Raw genomic sequence first — 17,926 nt, forward strand, 5'->3', positions numbered from 1 at the left:
TCCCGGGTCAAGCGGACGCGGTCAGTTGAGCACCTGCATCTCGGCGACCTTGAGCGCGAAGCCCGAGGACTGCGGGAGGTCGACGTCGAAGACCTTGGCGTTCGGCCCGGTCACGACCACGTGCCCCTGCCAGTGCGCCGTCACCGTCCCGTCGAAGACGCCGTCCTTCTTGGTGCCCGAGCCGGCGGCGAACTCGTACCCGCAGTCCGGGGACTTCGCACCGCCGTACTTGGGGTCGTAGGGCGTCCCGGCGGTGTCGCAGGTCACCTCCATGCCCTGGTCGAAGGTCCAGGTCACGTTCCTCAGCACGGGCGTGACGGTGACCGAGGCGCCGGGCACCGCGAGCGTCTTGGGCTCGGGCGCCTTGACCCCGTCCAGCCAGAGCCAGACCGGCGACTTCACCACCGCGGTGCCCTTGGGCGCCACGCCCGCGGCCGGCTTGGGGAACCTCATCTCATGGGCGAGGCTGATGCCGATGGCGCGCAGGTCCAGCACCGGCGGGCCGGCCGGCGCGTTGGACTCGAAGACGATCTGGGCGCCGTCCGCGCCGCCGCCGGTCTGCGGGCAGACCTTCGAGTACAGCGCGCCGTCCGAGGGCTTGTGGTCGCCCCACTCCGGGGCGCCCGCCGGGAGTTGGGGGTCCAGCACCTTGTAGTAGCAGCCCTGGTCACTGTTGAACCAGCCGAGTTCCGGGTCGTGGCAGGCCCACTCCACCCCGTGGTAGCTGCACACCAGCGGGCCGCTGCCCGAACTGCCGCCGCCCGGCTGGGTCGACCCGGGGCCGGTCGTGCTGCCGCCGGTGTGGACGTCCGAGCAGATCTTGTCGGGGGCGCACTGGGTGGCTCCCCCACCGCTCGGCGGTTCCTCCGCCGCCGCCGTCAGCGCCGAGGACAGCAGCAGTCCGGCGGACAACGGTGCGAGGAACGCGATGCGCCGGACCCGACGACGTCCGTCCAGCATGTGATGACGTCCGTTCAGCATGTGCGGTCCACCTCACGCTTGAAGTCGTAGATCAGCCAACGTGCCTGGAACCAGCGCAGGGAAACCGTCGCCAGGTAACGGTCGATTCGCCCGGCCGGATCCTTCGCGGCCCCGGTGGCGGCGTCGACGCGGTGCCAGTCCGACACGTCGACGCAGTCCTCGATCACGGCGGTCCGAGGATCGGCTTTCAGATCAACGGCCTTGACCACCGCGGAATTGCGCGGGGATCCGGTCATCACCAGTTTGGCGTCGTGGAGTTGACGCAGGCCCGCGAGGGTGTCCGACAGCGCCCGGCCGGAGGAGTACGCCTCCAGCGAGAATCCGTCCGAATCCGTTCGCCCGAAGGCCTCGGCCTGAGCCTGCCACCAGTCCTGATACGTCCTCAGGGCCAGCCGCCCCATCGCCCCTTCCGGACCCTCGGTCGGCGCGATCGAGTCGTTTACCGGACCACTCGAAGGAGTTACCGGGTTCACTCCGGCAACAGTGGGCGCGCCCGAACCGATCCGATCGACGGAACCGCCGGCACCGCCGCTCGCACAACCGCCGAGCAGCAACAACAGAACCGCCCCACTGACCCCAACCGCCCCAGGGCGCAACACATTTCCGCGCTGCCGCATGGCCCCACCTCATCGCGACCGATCCGATCCGTGATCCACGGCCGCCAGAAGAATTTCGCCGTCCCGCCGGTGTTTCCGCTGGGGATCGATTCTTCGCCAACCCACCCCATCACGGCAACACCTCAGGCCTCCTGACCTTACGCGGAAGGCGGTTCCGTCGGGGCACTTTCCCGCCACAGAACGGCCAACAGTTCTTCGGAAAGCGACAATCCGGCCAATGCGCCCCTCACGGCGGCCCGATTGCGCATCAAGAGCCGCCCGGCGTGCGGCGGAACGAGCAGGCGCGCGCCGGGCGCGCCCGAACTACCGGACGGTTCACCGCCGTCCGTCAGCGCGGCCACGGCCGGCTGGAGGTCATGCGGGCCGACCGCCGCGGGGGCACCCGGGACACCCTGGCGCAGGACGGTGGTCAGGGCCGCGCTGAACGAGCCCTCCCCGCCCGGCCGTACGGCGTCCCGGCCGCGTCTGCCCGGGGCGTAGCGGCTACCCGGGGCGTAACGGCCGATCCGGCCCCACAGCGGGATCCTCGAATAGCTCAGCAGTTCGCCCGCACCGTCCTCGCCCCGCTCCAGCGCCGACCAGGTGTCGCGGTCGGCCACCGCGTCGACCAGCAGCAGCGCCTCCTCCTGGTCCCCGTGCACCATCGCGCTGACCACCCAGTCCCAGGCCAGGCCCCGGCGGTACGCGTTGTCGGCGGTGCTGCCCGCGGTGACCAGGGCGAGCCGGCGGCCGCGCGGATCGGCCACCAGCTGGCCGACCAGGCAGACCAGCAGCCAGCGCCCGGGGCGCTGGGCGGCGTCCCGGACGGCGGTGAGCATCGCGTTGGCATCCGCGTCCGGCGGCACCACGGTCACCCGGCAGCCGGCCGCGCCGGTGTCGAAGCACATCCCCGGCAGCAGCTCGGCGAGCAGCCGGGCGCCGCCCGGTGCGAGCGCCGCACCGCCGAACGCCCGGTCCGGCCCGCCCTCCGCCCCGATCACGACCAGATCGACCCCGCCCGCCATCCGTCCCCCTCCTCCACCGTTCCTCCACCCGCCGGGCAGGCTACCGCCCCGGGCGGCCGCCGACGGGGCTCCCGGCCCGTTCGCTCAGGGACCATGGGCCCTATCGGTGTGCGCACCGACCGAGGACGATCGGACGCATGGAGCGTGAGGACCGTGTGGAAACCCTGAGCGAGGCCGAGTGCCTGCGGCTGCTCAGCACCGTGCCCGTCGGGCGCGTGGTGTACACCGAGCACGCACTGCCGGCCGTCCTGCCGGTCTCCTTCGAGGTCCTGGACGGGCGGCTGGTGCTCGCCGTGCGCCGGGGAAGTGCCACCGCGCGCGGGCTGGACGGCACGGTGGTGGCCTTCCAGGCGGATCTGCTGGACCCGGTCACCCGGACCGGGTGGAGCGTGCTGGTGCACGGGCGGGCCGACGTGGTGAGCGAGCCCGACCAGCTCCGCCGGGTGCTGCGCTCCGGCCTGCGGCCCTGGGTGGGCGATCCGGAGCCGCTGTTCGTCGCACTGGTGCCGGAGCTGGTCAGCGGCCGCCGGCTGTTCCCGACCGGGCCGGGCACCGCCAGGCCCGTGAACACCGGTTTTCCGATCGGCTCCTGACAGATACCGGTGGGTAGGCATACGCTTCCGGCGTCCTGACCCCTCCCCGGGCCCGTCCCCCACCAGGAGCGCACCGTGACGACCTTCGCCTCCCTCGCCGAGCTGACCGCCGCCGTCGGCACCGAACTCGGCACCAGCCAGTGGCACACCGTCGAGCAGCGGCAGATCGACCTGTTCGCCGAGGCGACCGGTGACCACCAGTGGATCCACGTGGACCCGGAGCGGGCCAAGGAGAGCCAGTTCGGCTCGACCATCGCGCACGGCTACCTGACCCAGTCGATGATCCCGGTGCTGGCGAAGGAGTGCTACGCCGTCGAAGGCGTGCGGATGGCGCTGAACTACGGCTCCGACAAGGTCCGTTTCCCCGCACCGGTGCCGGTGGGCACGGCGATCCGGGCCACCGCCGAACTGCTCTCGGCCACCGAGGTGCCGGGCGGGGTCCAGGCGGTGGTGCGGTTCACCCTCACCAGCGAGCGGAGCGCCAAGCCGCACTGCGTGGCGGAGACGATCACCCGGTTCTACGCCTGACGGGCGGGGCCGGGCGGTCGTCGGGCCCGGGCGTCGGGCCCGGTCGTCAGGCGAGATCGCCGGGCGGAGGCCGGGCGAGATCGTCGGGCGAGGCCCCGGCAGGGCCCCGGGTACGCCGATTGGACCGTACGGGGCCCTTCACCGGGTCCGGACGGCCCACGGCGAGTAACGTCCGACGAGATGGTTGTCGTCTCGCAGCGGCCCCGCCCGCCGCTGCGCTGCGCGCCCCGGCCCGCCCGGTAGCCGTGACCGTCCCTGGAGGAGCCGTGCCCCGCCCCGACCCGTGGTTCTCCCGCCTCGTCGGTCTGTCCTCGCAGTTCGTCCCGCCACCCGCCGAGCGTGCCCTGCCCGGCCTGGCCGGGCTGCCCAGGGCCCTGTGGCACCGGGTCCGCACCGAGGCCTTCGGCGCCGAGCCCCGGGGCGAGCGGCTGGCCCGCGTCCGCCGCTCCCCAAACTTCACCGACGGCGCCTTCCGCAACCCCGTGCCGACCCGCCGCCTCGTGTACGAGCGCAGCCCATTGGAGATCACCCGCGCCCAGTTGACCGGGGACAAGACCCGCCGGGCTCCGGCCACCGCGGTACCGGTGCACCGGCTGCTCCCGGTCGACCTGGCCGCGCCACCGGAGTCCGGGCTGCGGCTGACCTGGCTGGGACACGCGACGGTGCTCGCCGAGATCGGCGGCCGGCGGGTGCTGCTCGACCCGGTCTGGGGCGAGCGCTGTTCCCCGTTCTCCTGGACCGGGCCCAAACGGCTGCACCCGGTGCCGCTGCCGCTGTCCGAACTCGGGCCGGTGGACGTCGTCGTGGTCTCCCACGACCACTACGACCACCTCGACATGGACACCGTCCGGGCGCTGATCGGAACGGGCGCGGTGTTCGCCGTCCCGCTCGGGGTCGGGGCGCACCTGGAGTACTGGGGCGTACCGGCCGAGCGGATCGTCGAACTGGACTGGTGGGAGTCGGCCGAGGTCGCCGGGCTGACCCTGACCGCCACACCGGCCCGCCACTACTGCAGCCGCGGCCCGCGCACCAGCGCGCTGTTCCTGTGGGCGTCCTGGGTGGTGGCGGGCGGCGGACACCGGATCTTCCACAGCGGGGACACCGGGTACTTCCCCGGCTTCGCCGAGATCGGGCGCCGGCTCGGCCCGTTCGACGCGACGATGATGCAGGTCGGCGCGTACAGCGACTTCTGGCCCGAGGTGCACATGACGCCCGAGGAGGGCGTGCGGGCGCACCTGGACCTGGGCGGCGCCCTGCTGCTGCCGATCCACTGGTGCACCTTCAACCTCTCGCTGCACCCCTGGGAGGAACCCGCCGAACGGGTGGTCGCCGCCGCGCAGGCGCTCGGGGCCCGACTGGCGGTGCCCCGCCCCGGCAAGCCCTTCGAGCCGGCCGCCCCGCCCGCGCTGCGCCTGTGGTGGCGGGCCGTCGCCGCCGCCACCCCGCGCGCGGGATCGCCGCTGGTCGGCACCGGGCCGGACGAGGCGGCGGGTCCGGAAGGTGCCGGGGGTACCGGGGCGTGTGGACGGGCGACGACTTTCAGCGAACAGATTTCAAAATCTGTTCGCTGAAAGTTGTTCGCTGAAATCTGTCATCTGAAAGCCGAAGCCTGAAAGCTGCCAGCCGACAGCCCCCATCCGACAGCCGTCCCCGCCACCTCACCCCGCGAGGACGTCCCGCAGTGCCCGGGCCTCCTTGACCAGCCGCGCCGACCCCGCGCGCTCGGCCGCCGCCGTCACCTCGGCGACCGGCCCACGGGCGCCGGTGCGCCGGGCGCAGTCGGCGGCCAGCGCGACCAGGTCGCCCAGCCCGCGCGTCGACTGATCGGCCTCCCCGAGCAGCGCCGGCAGCGCCGCCCCGAGCACCGCCCAGACCGTCGCCCGGGCACCCGTCTCCGCCGCCATGCCGAGCGCCGCCGCCAACCGGGTGGCCCTGACCGTGCCGCAGGCCACCAGGGCTCCCAGCTCGTGCCCGAGCAGCTCGACGTCCAGGTCACCGCGCGCGGCGAGCACCAGCAGCGCGTCCACCGCCGCCGTCCGGTCCTCGGCCTGCCGGGCGCCCAGGCCGTACGCCAGCGCCAGGTGCAGCGCGAGCCCGGCCGGCCCGCCGGCCTCGGCGAGCAGTGGGAGGTGGCGGGCCGCACCGGACTCGTCCTGGTCGGCGCCCCCGGCGAACGGGTCGAGCCAGCGCGCGGCCAGCTCCTCCCGGTGCCAGGGCAGCATCGCGAACCAGTGCTCGACGGGCTGCCAGGTCCAGCCGTACGCCTTGCGGACGCGGGCCACGCTGGGCTCGGTGTCGCCCAGCAGGGCCCGGAACTCGGACCCGAGCCGTTCCCCGTCCGGCCCCTTCGGCCCGGCGCCGATGCCCGGTTGGCGGACGGCGGTCCGCTGGACGTCCTCCCACCAGCGGTCCCCGTACGCGTTGGGGCGCCGCGCGCCCTTGCCGGGCGCGAACAGCACCCGCTCGGACGGCTGCCCGGGCAGGCCACCGGTGCGCAGCCAGTGCGCCAGCCTGCGCCCGGCCGGCGAGTCGAGCGCCTCGGCGGCCTTCAGCACCGTCTCGTCCGCCGCCGGCCCGACCCGCAGCAGGGCCTGGGACAGGTCGGCCTTCCCCGGGATGGCGCCCGCGGCCCGGTACCCGGCCAGCCGCTCGACCAGGACCGCCGCTTCCAGGGCGCCGGAGGCATCGGTCGGAGTGGCGAGCAGGTACGGAGGCGGGCCCTGGATCAGTTGCCGGGCCGCCTCCTCCAGCCGGGCGGCGAGAACGGCCCCGTGCACCGAGGTCCGCGAGCCGTGCAGCGGGGAGCGCCCCTTCCCGACCAGGTAGTCCCAGATCTTCCACGGCGGCGTCCGCCCCTCCACGGCGGCCACGACGTAGAGGATGTCCCCTGGCCGGCAGTCCCCCCGGCTGCCGCCGCCGTGCCACGGGTTCACCCGGCGGACCGGCTCCACCGCCTCGGCGAGAGCCCGCCGGTCCAGGTGGGTCAGCCGCACCAGCCCGTCCAGCACCCGTTCGAAGGCGGCGACCTCGGGGCCGCCGCGTGCGGCGAGCAGGGCGGACAGTTCCTCCGCGAGTTCGGCCGCCGAGCCGATCGGCGCACCGAGCGGCCTCGGCTCGGGGGCCGGCGGGAGGAATTCGCTCCACCCGGTGTCCGGGTCGTCCCCGTCACCGCCGACCGGCGCCCCGAACAGCTCGCCGGCGCGCCCGTGGTGAGCGGGGTTCAGCGTCTCGGCGGCGGCCCGCAGCTCCGGCAGCACCGCCTCCCCCGCCGCCTTCAGATGACGGGCCACCACGTTCAGTGCCCGCTCCTGGAGGGCCGCGTCCGGGTGCCCGAAGGCCTCGGCCGCCGCCAGCACCACCGGGCCGGAGCGCTCGGGCGTGTGCCGGGCGGCCTTCTCCAGCCAGGCCAGTTGGGCCCGGACCAGCTTCTTCTCTGTCCGGAACAGCACCACCGCCGAGGCCTCGGTGAGCAGCTCGGGCTCGATCAGCCCGGCCGCGTCCAGCTCGGCGAGCACCCCCTGGGCGTGCCCGGCGAGCGCCGACAGCCCGTCCAGCATCGCCACCAGGTCGCGTGCCCGGGCCGTGTACTCCTCGGGCACCGGTTCGAGTGCCCGCAGCACCTCCAGGAAGGCCCGCTGGTCGGCGGCCTTGCCGCCGCGCAGCAGCCGGGCCAGGCAGCGGTCGAGCAGCTCGGCCCGCGCCACCACGCCGGCCGCCGCCAGTTCGCCGATCGCCTCCGTCCAGACGTCGCCGGGGCGCGGGCTGAGCCGGAAGGTCAGTGTGGAGCCGATGTCGGCGAGTTCGAACAGCTGCGGCAGCAGCACCGGGGTGAAGGCGTCCTCGCGCAGCTTCTCGGCCAGCGTCGGACGCGGGCCGCCCAGGTCGCTCGTGCGGTCCATCCAGTTCCGGACGAAGTAGTCGGTGCGCGGCACCTCGCAGCCGGTGCGCCGCACCACGGACTCCACCACCGGGTACATCGACCAGCCCCAGTTCCGCACCGGCCGGTCGGCGAGCCGGGTGGCCACCTCGACCTGCCACTCCACCGGCTGCGCCTCGATGACCTGGTGCAGTACGGAGTTCCGGGCCCAGTCGCGCACGCTGAGGTCACCGGCGGCCAGCCAGACGGCGGCACCGGCCGGTCCGGTGTGGCAGCCGGCCCCGGCCACCAGCAGTCGGCCCCTGACCTCGTTCGCCTCCCGCGACCAGTCCTCCCTCAGCTCCTTGCGTAGCGCCTTCAGCCCGGGCAGACAGGCCCGCCGCTGGGCCGTGTCCAAGGCCGCCAGCAGCTCCGGTATTCGCGCCAGCCGCCCCGAGCGGACGGCCGTCAGCAGCTCCTCCACCGGCTCCCGCCGGTCGGCACCCGCCGCGGCGCTCACGCTCCGGCCCCCTTCACCGGCTCCGCCGGGGCGGCCGACCGCACCGGGTCGATCGGCCGCACCGGGTCGATCGGCCCCGCGGCAGAAGCCGACCCGGCCGTGGCGGCCGACTCCCGCACCATCCCGACCGCCAGCGCGTGCTTGCACGGCCCGCGTCCGCCCCGGTACTTGCCCCACCACAGGCAGGTGCAGCTCAGCCGCCCCGACTCGTCCGCCCGCACCCGCTGGATGTGGTCGTCCACCGTGACGACGGCCGTCGCCCCGCCCTCCTCCAGCCGTACCGCGCCCGCCTCGACCAGGGCCCGGGCGGCCCGCAGCCGGGGGTTGGCCGCCTCGGCCCGCCCGGAGTCGTACGGGAGCCGGCGGTGGAAGTAGGCGGCCTCGGCGGCGTCGTAGCCGATCTGCCCGGCGGTGCCCAGCCGGGTGAGTGCGGCGCGGACCCGCTCGGGGCTCAGCCCGGACTGCGCGGCGAGGTCCCCGACCTCGATCCGGGGTTCCCAGGCGAGCAGCACCGAGACCAGCTCGGCGTCCCGCTCCGCCGTCGCGGTGGCGAGCGAGTCGAGCACCCCGCCCTCGCCGGAGAAGCCCCGGGAGGCGTCCGGGGAGAGCGTCAGGGTCAGCCGCATGCCGGGCAGCACCGCCTCCCAGGCCGAGGCGGTCGGCTGTCCGGCCGCCACCGGCCCGTACACCCGCAGGGCGAGGGCGTGCCGCAGCACCCGCTGGAGCGCCACCAGCCGCTCGGGTCCGGGCAGGCAGACCGCGCCCGGCACCGGCCGGGTGGTCGGCCGCAGCGTCCTCCCGGCCGGGACGACCCAGCCGACGCCGGCCCGCCCGCCGCGCGGCAGCGCGCGCAGGAAGCGGACCGCCTCGGCGGCGGGCAGTTCGGCCCGCGGTTCAAAGCCGGCGGCGACCACCTGGGTCTCGGCGAAGCCCCGCAGCCAGCGCTCCGGCAGCGGGACCTTCTTCTCGACCAGCGGACCGTCGAAGGTGGTGACCTCCAGCGCGTCCGGCCCGACCGCGAGGTGCAGCGGGTCGGCCGGGCCGATCCTGCTCAGCGCCTCGCGCAGCGGGTTGTTGACGTCCACATTGGTGGTGCCGTGCCCGATCTCGTCCCCGTCCAGCCCGGCCTGGAGCACGTCGAGCCGGGCGTAGACGCCGCAACAGCCCGAGAAGGACTCGAAGCGCAGCCGGTCCCCGTTGGCGGTGACCACCGGGTCGAGCGAGGCGCGCAGCTGCGGCTGGTAGTAGCGCGCGGCCGCGACGTCCGCGACCGCGAGCAGCGCGGCGGCGGCCGGTGCCGGATCGGCCAGGAAGCCCGCGAAGAAGCGCGGGTTGGCGGCGGCGCCGAGCGGGGTGGCGCCGCCGGAGGTGGCCAGGTCGAGGTGCCGGCCGTCGGGGCCGTCCAGGACGGCCGAGGGGCGCAGATAGGCGTACGCGTGTGCGGATTGCGTCATGCCGGGCACGCTAGGTGAGGCGTCTGACAACCCGTCCGGGCGATCCTGGGACTGGAACGTGTTCTATCGCGTCGAACGCGGACCGGACGGGGGCCGGACGGGGCGTTACCCACGTCACACCGCCATCCGGCCGGATTCTGCCACTATGGCCTGGTGACTGACCTGACCGAACCGCACGTCCTGGCCGAACGGCAGGCCCGGCCGACCGGCCCGTTCGCCGAACTGCTGGAGATCGAGCGGCTGGACGAGAACACGTTCCGGGGCCACTGCCACGCCGGCGCCCCGATGCGCGCCTTCGGCGGACACGTCGCCGCGCAGGCGCTGGTCGCCGCGGGGCGCACCTGCGAGGACCGGCGTCCGGTGCACTCCCTCCACGGCTACTTCCTGCTGCCGGGCTCCCCGGCCCGGCCGATCGACTACGCGGTCGAGCGGGTCCGCGACGGCATGTCGTACACCACCCGCCGGGTGACGGCGCTCCAGCAGGGGAGCGAGATCTTCACCCTCTCGGTCTCCTTCAAGCACCCCGAGCCGGCCGCCGACCGCCAGCGCGAGGTGCCGCCGCTGCCCCGCCCGGAGTCGCTGCCCGACGCCCTCGCCCGGGGGCCCGAGGAGGTCCGCCGGGCGATCGCCGCCACCGGCGGCTTCCGCGACCTCGACGTGCGGTTCGTCCCGGCGGACGCCCCCGGTCTGCCGCCCACCGTCCCCGGCCTGCTCCAACAGTTCGTCTGGATGCGCACCGCCTCCCCGCTGCCGGCGGACGAGCCGCTGCTGCACGCCGGCGCGCTCACCTACCTGTCCGACCTCACCCTGGCCTCCACCGCCGGGCTGAACGTGCAGCCGAACTTCTTCCAGCGCACCGAGCCGCCCCGTCTGGTGATGGCCTCGCTGGACCACGCGATGTGGTTCCACCGCCCGTTCCGGGCCGACGAGTGGCTGCTGTTCGCCCAGCGCAGCCCGTCCTCCTCGGACGGCCGGGGCCTGGCCCTCGGCGAGTTCTACGACCTGGACGGCCGGCTGGTCGCCTCCGCCGTCCAGGAAGCGCTGATCCGCGACCCCGCGTGACGCCCCGGCCGCCGGTCCCGGCCCCCGGTGACCGGCGGACGAACGGACGGAGGCCGGACGGCGTCATACTCCTGAGCGGCCCCGGCCCGTATCATGGTGCGGGTGACCAAGGTTGACCTGTCACCACGGCCGGTGGAGGCGATGTCTCCGCGTCAGCTCGAACGCCGCGAAAGCCTGATCGCGGCCGCGCTCGCCCTGGTGAACGAGATCGGCGTCGAGCGGATGCAGATGAAGCAAGTCTGCGAGCGGTCCGGAGTCGCCCTGGGGACGGCGTACCGCTACTTCTCCTCCAAGGACCACCTCCTGGCGGCGGCGATCGCCGAATGGCACCGCCTGCTGCTGGCCGACCTGGTGGCCGAGCTGCGCGGGCCACGGGCCGGGCTGGGGGCCACCGACCGGGCGGTCCGGTTCGTCCGGGGCGGGATGCGGGCCTACCAGCGGCAGCCGGAGCTCGCCCGGCTGCGGGTGGCCGTGGCCGCCTCCACCGACCCGTTCGCGAGCGAGGCACTCCAGGGCATGGCCCGGGCCGACAGCACCGCCCTCCAGGCGGTGACGGCCGAGGTGCCGGCCTCCGCGAGCGACCTGGTGCGGCACATCGTCGCCCACGCCTGGCAGGGCGAGCTGACCGCCTGGGTGACCGGCCGCACCACCCTCGGCGACGCCCGGCGTCGGCTGGAGGACGTGGTGCGGCTGGTGCTGACCCCGTACGAGACGCGCTACCCGGCTCCGTACGAGGTCCAGTCCACCGGCTGAGCACCGCCGGACCGCCGCCGACGACGAGGCCTCCCTGGCCCGTCCGCCCTGGCCGTCCGCTGCGGCCCTCCGTCGCGCCGGCGCGCGCGCCACCGTGCGCACCGGCGCGCGGTCCGGCGCGCGCTCGTGACCGCGCGCTCTTGACCTTCACACCGGTGTGAACTCCTACCGTTCCACTGTCGCCGGAACCCCGACCGCAGAGGAGCACCCCATGCCCGCCACCCCGCTCGCCCGTCTCGTCCGGGGCTCCGGCCCCGGCCTGCTGCTCGCCCATGGCGCCGGCGGCAGCGCCCGGGACAACTGGGGCCCGCTGCTGCCCCACCTCGCCACCCACCGCACCGTCGTCGCCCCCGACTACCCCGGCTCCGGGGACAGCCCGTACGAGCCCGGCGAACCGACCCTGGACGAGCTGGCCGACCGGCTCGTCGCCACGGCGGACGAGGAGGGCCTGGACACCTTCGACCTGGCCGGCTACTCGCTCGGCGCCGCCGTCGCGGTCAGGATCGCCACCCGGCACCCCGGGCGGGTCCGCTCGCTGCTGCTGCTCGCGGGCCTGGCCGGTGGTTCGGTGCGGATGAGCACCCTGGCCGAGCTGTTCGCCGACCTGGCCGACCGACCCGAGGCTCTCGTCCCGCTGATGCTCGGCACCGCCTTCGGCCGGACCTGGCTGGACGCGCTGCCCGCCGAACAGCTCGCTCGGCTGCGGGACCAGCTCAAGTCCCCGCAGCCGGAGGGCTTCCGGCAGCAGTTCCGGCTGGCCGCCCGCGCCGACGTGCGGGCCGAGCTGCCCTCGGTGGTCGTGCCCAGCCTGGTCGTCAGCACCGTCGAGGACACCCTCGTCCTGCCGTCCCAGCACCGGCTGGCCGCCGACCTCATCCCCGGCGCGCGCCTGGCCGAACTCCCCAGCGGCCACCAGCCGGTGGTCGAGGCACTCCCCGAACTTCGGGACGTGCTACTGGAGTTCCTCAAGCGCTGAGCCCACCGGGAACACCCCGTCGGGCGGGCGCGTTCGACCGGTCATGCGCATCGGAGAACTCGCCCACCTGACCGGGGTGTCCACCCGCCTGCTCCGCTACTACGAGGAGCAGGGCCTGCTCCGACCGGACCGCACGACGGCCGGCTACCGCGAGTACGGCGAGGAGGACACCGTACGGGTGTGGCAGATCCGCAGCCTGCTCGCGGCCGGTCTGAGCACCCGGGTCATCGGCGAGCTGCTGCCCTGCGCCACCGGCCCCCTCCCCGTCCTGGAGGCCTGCCCGAACCTGCTCGCCACCCTGCGCGACGAACTCGCCGAGCTGGATTCCCGGATCGAGGAGCTCACCCGCAGCCGCCGGGCGCTCTCCCACTACCTCGACACCACACACGACTCCGCGCACGACACCGCGCACGACTCCGGGTTCACCACCGGCTTCGTCATCGGGCACGGCTCCGGGCACAGCTCCGGACATAGCTCCGGACACAGGTCCGGGCGCGACGCGGCCGAGGTGCGCGCGGCGTGACGGGACGTAGGTCCTCAGCCCGCGCCTCCCCGGCGCGCCGTCCCGCCGCACGCGGAGCGAACTGGACATAGTGCGACATACGGTTCGATCCGAGCGCGCCGAGCGCGCCGCGTATGTCGAGAGGTTCACCTGATGAGCAGCCAGTCGCCGCAGCCCGACCAGCCCGCGAGGGAGCCCGACGAACCCGCCGAGACCCTTCCGGCCGACCGGGCGGTGTTCGGCATCGGCGCGGCCCTGGTGCTGGCGGTGGTCGCCTGGGGCGTCTTTGCCGAGGACTCGCTCAGCCGCACCTCCGACACGGCCCTCGGCTGGGTGCTGCACAACTTCGGCTGGCTGTTCGTGGTGGCCGCCGACGTCTTCCTGGTCCTCAGCGTGGTGCTCGCGTTCAGCCGCTTCGGCCGGATCCGGCTCGGCCGCGACGACGACCGGCCCGAGTTCTCCACCCTCGCCTGGATCGCCATGATGTTCAGCGCCGGCATGGGCATCGGCCTGATGTTCTACGGCGTCGGCGAGCCGCTCCAGCTCTTCGCCACCCCGCAGCCCGGCTCCGGCCTGGAACCGCAGAGCGCGGCCGCCGGCCGGCAGGCCCTCGAGTTCTCGCTCTTCCACTGGACCCTGCACCCGTGGGCGATCTACGCGGTCGGGGGCCTGGCCCTCGCCTACACGACCTTCCGCAAGGGCCGGGGCAACCGGATCTCCGCCGCCTTCGTCCCGCTGATCGGACAGCGCGGCGCGGACGGCTGGGCCGGACGGACGATCGACCTGCTGGCCGTGTTCGCCACCGTCTTCGGCTCCGCGACCAGCCTCGGCCTCGGCGCCCTCCAGGTCGCCGACGGCCTCGGCTACATCTCCTCCGTCCGCAACACCCAGAACGCCCAGCTGATCATCATCGGCTCGCTGACCGCCGCGTTCGTGGTCTCCGCCTTCTCCGGGGTGCACAAGGGCGTGAAGTGGCTCTCCACCGCGAACGTCGTCCTGGCCTCGCTGATCATGCTCTTCGTCTTCGTGTTCGGCCCGACGGTGTTCGCGCTGGACGCGATCCCCTCCTCGGTCGGCGGCTACCTCTCCAACCTGCTCGGAATGTCCACCCAGACCGGCGCTTTCACCGACGAGAACTGGCTCGGCTCCTGGACGATCTTCTACTGGGCCTGGTGGCTCTCCTGGGCGCCCTTCGTCGGCACCTTCATCGCCCGGATCTCGCGCGGCCGCACCATCCGGGAGTTCCTGCTCGGTGTGCTGCTGGTGCCCAGCGGGGCGACGGTCATCTGGTTCTGCGTGATGGGCGGCACCGCGATCCGGCTGAACACCACCGGCGCGGCCGACCTGGTCGCGACCATCCCGCGGGGCGCCGAGGCCTCGCTGTTCGAGATGCTGCGCTCGCTGCCGCTCGGCTCGGTGACCAGCGTGGTCGCCGTGCTGCTGGTGATGACCTTCTTCGTCACCAGCGCCGACTCGGCCTCCCTGGTGCTCGGCTCGCTCTCCAGCCGGGGCTCGCTGCACCCGCGCACCTGGCTCGTCGTCGTCTGGGGCATCCTGATGGGCGGGGTCGCCGCCGCCCTGCTGCTGGCCGGCGGGCTCACCGCCCTCCAGAACGCCACCATCCTGGTCGCGCTGCCCTTCGTCGTGGTGATGCTGCTGCTGTGCGTCTCGCTGGTCAAGGAGCTCCGCGAGGACCCGGCCGCCACCCCCTCCCGCCTCCACCCGCCGCACGGCCTGCGCGACGCCGTCCGGGTCGCCGTCGGAGAGTCGGACACACGCCGCTGACCAGCACATACGCCCCACCCGGTGACGGGTGGGGCGTATGCGGCCAACCGACGCCCAACCCCCGTCCGGACTTCACCCGCGCGTACCGACCGTTCACGCCGCCCTGGAAGCCTCCGTGTCATGAACGCCAGCCCTCAGGCGCCCTACCAGGACCCGCGCTTCCCCCTGCCCCAGCGGCACCGCCGCCTCCTCGCCGTCACGGCCGTCCTCGCCTCGATCGCCCTCGGCACCCTGGGTGTCGGGGCCACCGTGGAAACCGTCGCGCACGGCCCCCTCACCAGCGCCTCCGCCAGCAAGTAACACCCGCCCGCCCAGCACCGCGGCTCCCATCCCGGGACGCGGTGCTTCTTGCTGTCGCGCCTCGGCCGCGCCCCGGTCGCGTCCGGGGCGCGGCCACGGACGGGGCTCGACGGACGGGGCTCGACGGACTCGACGGACGACGGGCCGGGCGGCCTCGTCCGTACGCGCACTCGGCGCGCGTCGGCGCGCCCGCGCCCCCGCTACGCCCGCCGCTCCGACCCGTGGGCGGCCGGGGACGGGATCAGCGGGTCGGGGCGGGAGTGGCGGCCGGTGCCCGGGGCGGGCTGGAGGTCGGGGGCCGGGGCGTAGCGGGCGGCCGGGGGGCGCAGGCGCCAGGCCGGGGGGCGGGTGGGGTGGGGCGTCGGGGTGATCAGCGCGAGGCGGTGGAGCAGGTCGAGGGCGTCGCACCGCAGGGCGGTGCGGTCGGAGAGGTAGCGGGCCGGGAGCCCGTACTCGTCCGCGATGTCGCCGAGGACGCCGTCTATCAGCGCGTCCGGGATCGGGACGTCGCCGGTGACCGTCTCGCCGGGCAGCGGGCGGACCTCCTCGACCAACCGCTCGACGAGCAGCAGGGCGGCCTGGGCGAGGGTGCCCGCACCGGGAAGGGCGAGGTCGGTGAGTTCGGCGGCCGGGTCGAGCAGGGCGACGCCCTCGGCCCGCAGTTCGGCCTCCAGGCCGAGGAACTCGGCGAGCGCCGCCGGGCCGCTGAGCCGGTGCTCGTGCAGCCAGGCACGGCGGTCCTCGGGGAGGTCGGCGGCGAGCACGGCGGGCGTCTCGGCGAGCAGGCGGCGGACGGCGGTGGCCGGCTCGGCCTCGGCGGCACGGCGGATCAGGTCGTCGGCGTCGTCCGCGAGGGCGGGCGGGCCGGCCGGGACGGCGCGGGCGAGTTCGCGGTCGACGGTCAGGACGAAGGAGTCGTCGGCGTCGGCCGGCAGCTCGCCGAGCACCTGCCAGTCGGCCAGCGCGGCCAGCGCCATGGCGAGGTCGGCCGGTTCGGCGGCGAGGTCGGGGGCGGCGGTGTGCATCGCGTCGACCAGCCGCCGGTAGCCCAGCTCCTCCGGGGCGTCGACCAACAGGGCCAGCGCGAGGGCGAGTTGGGCGTACCCGGCCGGGGTGAACGGGGCGCCGGTGACGGGGTGCCGGAGGCGGCGGCCGGCGCCGGGGCCGAGGCCCGCCTTACAGAGCCGGGCGTGCCAGGGGCCGACCACGAGGCGGTAGCCGAGCAGGGTGTCGAAGCGCTCGGCGAGCCAGTCACGGTGACGTCGGATCAGCGGGAAGCCGTCGGCGTGCGGGCCGGAGGCGGTGACCAGCGGGTGGGCGAGCAACAGCCGGGCGGCGATCCGGCGTTCGGCGGCCGGGAGCTCCTCCCCGCCACGCTCCTGCGGCGGCACGGTCGGCGGCACCACCCGGACGGGCTCGGGCCTGCGGTGGCGACCCGGCCTGCCCGGCTTGGCTCCTGACCGGACGACGGGCAGTTCGGTACCGTCCCGCCGGGCGCGGCGCAGGCCGCCCTCGGTGCGGTCCTCGCGGGCGCGCAGGGAGGTGGCGGAGTGTGCGGTGGGGCCGTGCCACCAGCTCACGCCGGGGTCGGCGGCGGGCTCGGCGGCGGCGCCGAGGTGGCGGGCGGGGTAGAGGCCGAAGGACGCGCTGCAGAGGTCGTCGGCGCGGCCGGGGCCGACCTCGGCGAACCAGTGGGCCAGCCGCAGCAACCCGGGGTCGGGCGAGAGCGTCACGTCGGCGGCGGCGTCGACGGCCGTGTCAACGGCCGTGCCGGCGGCCGGGTCGACAGCCGGGCGATCCGGTACCCGCGGGCCGTCAGCGCCGTCCGCCGCGGCCGCCCCGGGCGCCCTGTCAGCGGGACCGGCTCCGCGTACGGCGAGGACGGCGTCGGCGGTTCCCCGTCCTGACCCGCCCGTACGTCCGTCCGGCCTGTCGGCGGCCACCCGGGTGGCGCCGACCGCGTAGTCCTGCTGCTTCATGTCGGGGTCCAGACTAGACGGTGCCCGGGCCACCCGACGGCAGCAACCGCCCTCCTGAGGAAGTCTCCGCAAGAGCCCTCGAAGCGGGCGCCCGCGCTCCGCCTGCCGACCACCCCGTCATCCACCGCGCCCCACCCGGGTTACGCACCGGTAACCGCCCTTCCGCCGGGCGGTTCGACTCCCTTAGGGTCGGTCCGGACCAGCGAACGATCGAGAGGCGCGCACGCATGAGCATCCGCACCACCACCCGGGCCGGCCTCGGCGCGCGGCTGCGTTCGGCCACCGGCCTGCTGGGCGGCTTCGCGGCCACCTCGGCGGCCCACCTGGGCGCGATCGTGTCCGGTGCCTCGGTGCTCCAGAACGCCACCAAGCCGGCCCTGATGCCGCTGCTGGCGGCGCACAGCATCGCCGCGGCCAGGACGGCGGAGCGGCGGGCGCCGAAGCTGCTGACGCCGGCGCTGCTGCTGAGCGCGGGCGGGGACGTGCTGCTCCAGCTGAAGAACGACACCGCGTTCCTCGCGGGCATGGGCTCGTTCGCGGCGGCGCACGTCTGCTACGTGACCATGTTCGTCAAGCGCGGCGCGCTCTCCGACCGTCGCCGGGCCCTGGTGGTCGCGGCCGCGTACGCGACGGCCTGGGCCGTCCTGGTCGGGCAGCTCTGGCCGGACCTCGGGGACCTGCGGGTGCCGGTGGCCGGCTACAGCCTGCTGCTGGCCTCGACGGCCGTCACCTCGGCCGGACTGGGCTGGCGCACCGGGCTGGGCGGGGCGCTGTTCCTGCTCTCCGACACCCTGATCGCCACCCAGCTGGCGAAGTGGCGGGAGCTGCCGGGCCATCAGTTCTGGATCATGGCGACCTACGTCCTGGCCCAGTACCTGCTGGCCGACGGCACCCTGCGGCACCAGGCGGGCGAGGAGCGGACCGAGCCGCGGGGCGCCGGAGCCGCCCCCCCGCCCCCCGGCCCGGGGGGGGCGGGGGGGCGGGCCCGGCCGCCCACGCCGGCGCGGGGCGGACGC

Annotated in this window: 16 protein-coding genes; 10 read left to right on the forward strand and 6 right to left on the reverse strand. The window is 74.9% G+C overall.

Annotation, left to right across the window (positions count from 1 at the left end):
* Positions 1–21 precede the first annotated feature (21 nt).
* The 3 genes from ACFRAR_RS00425 to ACFRAR_RS00435 all read right to left on the reverse strand — a co-directional run bounded on the left by ACFRAR_RS00425 (position 22) and on the right by ACFRAR_RS00435 (position 2,602).
* Complete coding sequence (locus ACFRAR_RS00425; protein WP_380692978.1) at positions 22–981, reverse strand: hypothetical protein; 960 nt, start codon at positions 979–981, stop codon at positions 22–24.
* Positions 975–1,598, reverse strand: a complete 624-nt coding sequence (locus tag ACFRAR_RS00430; RefSeq protein ID WP_380692980.1) for a hypothetical protein — start codon at positions 1,596–1,598, stop codon at positions 975–977. The genes ACFRAR_RS00425 and ACFRAR_RS00430 overlap by 7 nt, the downstream gene beginning before the upstream one ends.
* A gap of 137 nt (positions 1,599–1,735) precedes the next feature.
* A complete protein-coding gene (locus ACFRAR_RS00435; protein ID WP_380692982.1) occupies positions 1,736–2,602 on the reverse strand; it encodes a hypothetical protein in 867 nt (288 codons plus the stop codon).
* A gap of 137 nt (positions 2,603–2,739) precedes the next feature.
* On the opposite strand from ACFRAR_RS00435, the gene ACFRAR_RS00440 reads away from it, so the two are divergent.
* The 3 genes from ACFRAR_RS00440 (at position 2,740) to ACFRAR_RS00450 (ending at position 5,294) form a co-directional block, all read left to right on the forward strand.
* The gene (locus tag ACFRAR_RS00440; RefSeq protein WP_380692984.1) at positions 2,740–3,195 is read left to right on the forward strand and encodes a pyridoxamine 5'-phosphate oxidase family protein; all 456 of its coding nucleotides are present in this window, start codon (positions 2,740–2,742) and stop codon (positions 3,193–3,195) included.
* Positions 3,196–3,270: 75 nt separating this feature from the next.
* A complete protein-coding gene (locus ACFRAR_RS00445; protein WP_380692987.1) occupies positions 3,271–3,723 on the forward strand; it encodes a MaoC family dehydratase in 453 nt (150 codons plus the stop codon).
* Between the two features lie 353 nt (positions 3,724–4,076).
* Positions 4,077–5,294, forward strand: coding sequence for an MBL fold metallo-hydrolase (locus ACFRAR_RS00450; protein ID WP_380693471.1), 1,218 nt, complete (start codon positions 4,077–4,079; stop codon positions 5,292–5,294).
* Positions 5,295–5,381: 87 nt separating this feature from the next.
* Here the strand turns inward: ACFRAR_RS00450 and ACFRAR_RS00455 are convergent, their stop codons facing one another.
* Together ACFRAR_RS00455 and ACFRAR_RS00460 are read right to left on the reverse strand one after the other, a co-directional pair.
* Entirely contained in the window at positions 5,382–8,099 is a 2,718-nt protein-coding gene (locus ACFRAR_RS00455; RefSeq protein ID WP_380692990.1) for a DUF6493 family protein, read from the reverse strand.
* Positions 8,096–9,553 carry an SWIM zinc finger family protein gene (locus ACFRAR_RS00460; protein WP_380692992.1) on the reverse strand — a complete coding sequence of 486 codons (1,458 nt, stop codon included), beginning with the start codon at positions 9,551–9,553 and terminating at the stop codon, positions 8,096–8,098. Before ACFRAR_RS00460 ends, ACFRAR_RS00455 begins: the two co-directional genes overlap by 4 nt.
* A gap of 153 nt (positions 9,554–9,706) precedes the next feature.
* Here ACFRAR_RS00460 and ACFRAR_RS00465 point away from each other — a divergent pair, with 153 nt between their 5' ends.
* From ACFRAR_RS00465 to ACFRAR_RS00490, 6 genes are all read left to right on the forward strand, one after another.
* Positions 9,707–10,615: an acyl-CoA thioesterase gene (locus tag ACFRAR_RS00465; RefSeq protein WP_380692995.1), complete on the forward strand. Its 909-nt coding sequence runs from the start codon at positions 9,707–9,709 to the stop codon at positions 10,613–10,615.
* Between the two features lie 102 nt (positions 10,616–10,717).
* Positions 10,718–11,368 carry a TetR/AcrR family transcriptional regulator gene (locus ACFRAR_RS00470; RefSeq protein WP_380692997.1) on the forward strand — a complete coding sequence of 217 codons (651 nt, stop codon included), beginning with the start codon at positions 10,718–10,720 and terminating at the stop codon, positions 11,366–11,368.
* 211 nt (positions 11,369–11,579) lie between these two features.
* A complete protein-coding gene (locus tag ACFRAR_RS00475; protein ID WP_380693000.1) occupies positions 11,580–12,344 on the forward strand; it encodes an alpha/beta fold hydrolase in 765 nt (254 codons plus the stop codon).
* Positions 12,345–12,387: 43 nt separating this feature from the next.
* Positions 12,388–12,867, forward strand: a complete 480-nt coding sequence (locus tag ACFRAR_RS00480; protein ID WP_380693003.1) for a MerR family transcriptional regulator — start codon at positions 12,388–12,390, stop codon at positions 12,865–12,867.
* A gap of 132 nt (positions 12,868–12,999) precedes the next feature.
* On the forward strand, positions 13,000–14,631 hold the full coding sequence (locus ACFRAR_RS00485; RefSeq protein WP_380693005.1) for a BCCT family transporter: 1,632 nt from the start codon (positions 13,000–13,002) through the stop codon (positions 14,629–14,631).
* Positions 14,632–14,751: 120 nt separating this feature from the next.
* Positions 14,752–14,931, forward strand: coding sequence for a hypothetical protein (locus ACFRAR_RS00490; RefSeq protein WP_380693007.1), 180 nt, complete (start codon positions 14,752–14,754; stop codon positions 14,929–14,931).
* 200 nt (positions 14,932–15,131) lie between these two features.
* Here ACFRAR_RS00490 and ACFRAR_RS00495 read toward each other — a convergent pair whose 3' ends face one another.
* Complete coding sequence (locus ACFRAR_RS00495) at positions 15,132–16,910, reverse strand: DUF2398 family protein (RefSeq protein WP_380693009.1); 1,779 nt, start codon at positions 16,908–16,910, stop codon at positions 15,132–15,134.
* 227 nt (positions 16,911–17,137) lie between these two features.
* On the opposite strand from ACFRAR_RS00495, the gene ACFRAR_RS00500 reads away from it, so the two are divergent.
* The coding region (locus tag ACFRAR_RS00500; RefSeq protein WP_380693011.1) for a lysoplasmalogenase at positions 17,138–17,926 on the forward strand (789 nt) is incomplete at its 3' end.

The sequence above is a fragment of the Kitasatospora sp. NPDC056651 genome (assembly GCF_042792155.1).
GTDB lineage: Bacteria > Actinomycetota > Actinomycetes > Streptomycetales > Streptomycetaceae > Kitasatospora.

What these genes read in the sequence shown, in the direction of transcription:
- ACFRAR_RS00495 (WP_380693009.1), bottom strand. Translation starts at nt 16,910, where the DNA reads ATGAAGCAGCAGGACTACGCGGTCGGCGCCACCCGGGTGGCCGCCGAC.
- ACFRAR_RS00430 (WP_380692980.1), bottom strand. Translation starts at nt 1,598, where the DNA reads ATGCGGCAGCGCGGAAATGTGTTGCGCCCTGGGGCGGTTGGGGTCAGT.
- ACFRAR_RS00475 (WP_380693000.1), top strand. Translation starts at nt 11,580, where the DNA reads ATGCCCGCCACCCCGCTCGCCCGTCTCGTCCGGGGCTCCGGCCCCGGC.
- ACFRAR_RS00485 (WP_380693005.1), top strand. Translation starts at nt 13,000, where the DNA reads ATGAGCAGCCAGTCGCCGCAGCCCGACCAGCCCGCGAGGGAGCCCGAC.
- ACFRAR_RS00480 (WP_380693003.1), top strand. Translation starts at nt 12,388, where the DNA reads ATGCGCATCGGAGAACTCGCCCACCTGACCGGGGTGTCCACCCGCCTG.
- ACFRAR_RS00460 (WP_380692992.1), bottom strand. Translation starts at nt 9,553, where the DNA reads ATGACGCAATCCGCACACGCGTACGCCTATCTGCGCCCCTCGGCCGTC.
- ACFRAR_RS00490 (WP_380693007.1), top strand. Translation starts at nt 14,752, where the DNA reads ATGAACGCCAGCCCTCAGGCGCCCTACCAGGACCCGCGCTTCCCCCTG.
- ACFRAR_RS00435 (WP_380692982.1), bottom strand. Translation starts at nt 2,602, where the DNA reads ATGGCGGGCGGGGTCGATCTGGTCGTGATCGGGGCGGAGGGCGGGCCG.
- ACFRAR_RS00425 (WP_380692978.1), bottom strand. Translation starts at nt 981, where the DNA reads ATGCTGAACGGACGTCATCACATGCTGGACGGACGTCGTCGGGTCCGG.
- ACFRAR_RS00440 (WP_380692984.1), top strand. Translation starts at nt 2,740, where the DNA reads ATGGAGCGTGAGGACCGTGTGGAAACCCTGAGCGAGGCCGAGTGCCTG.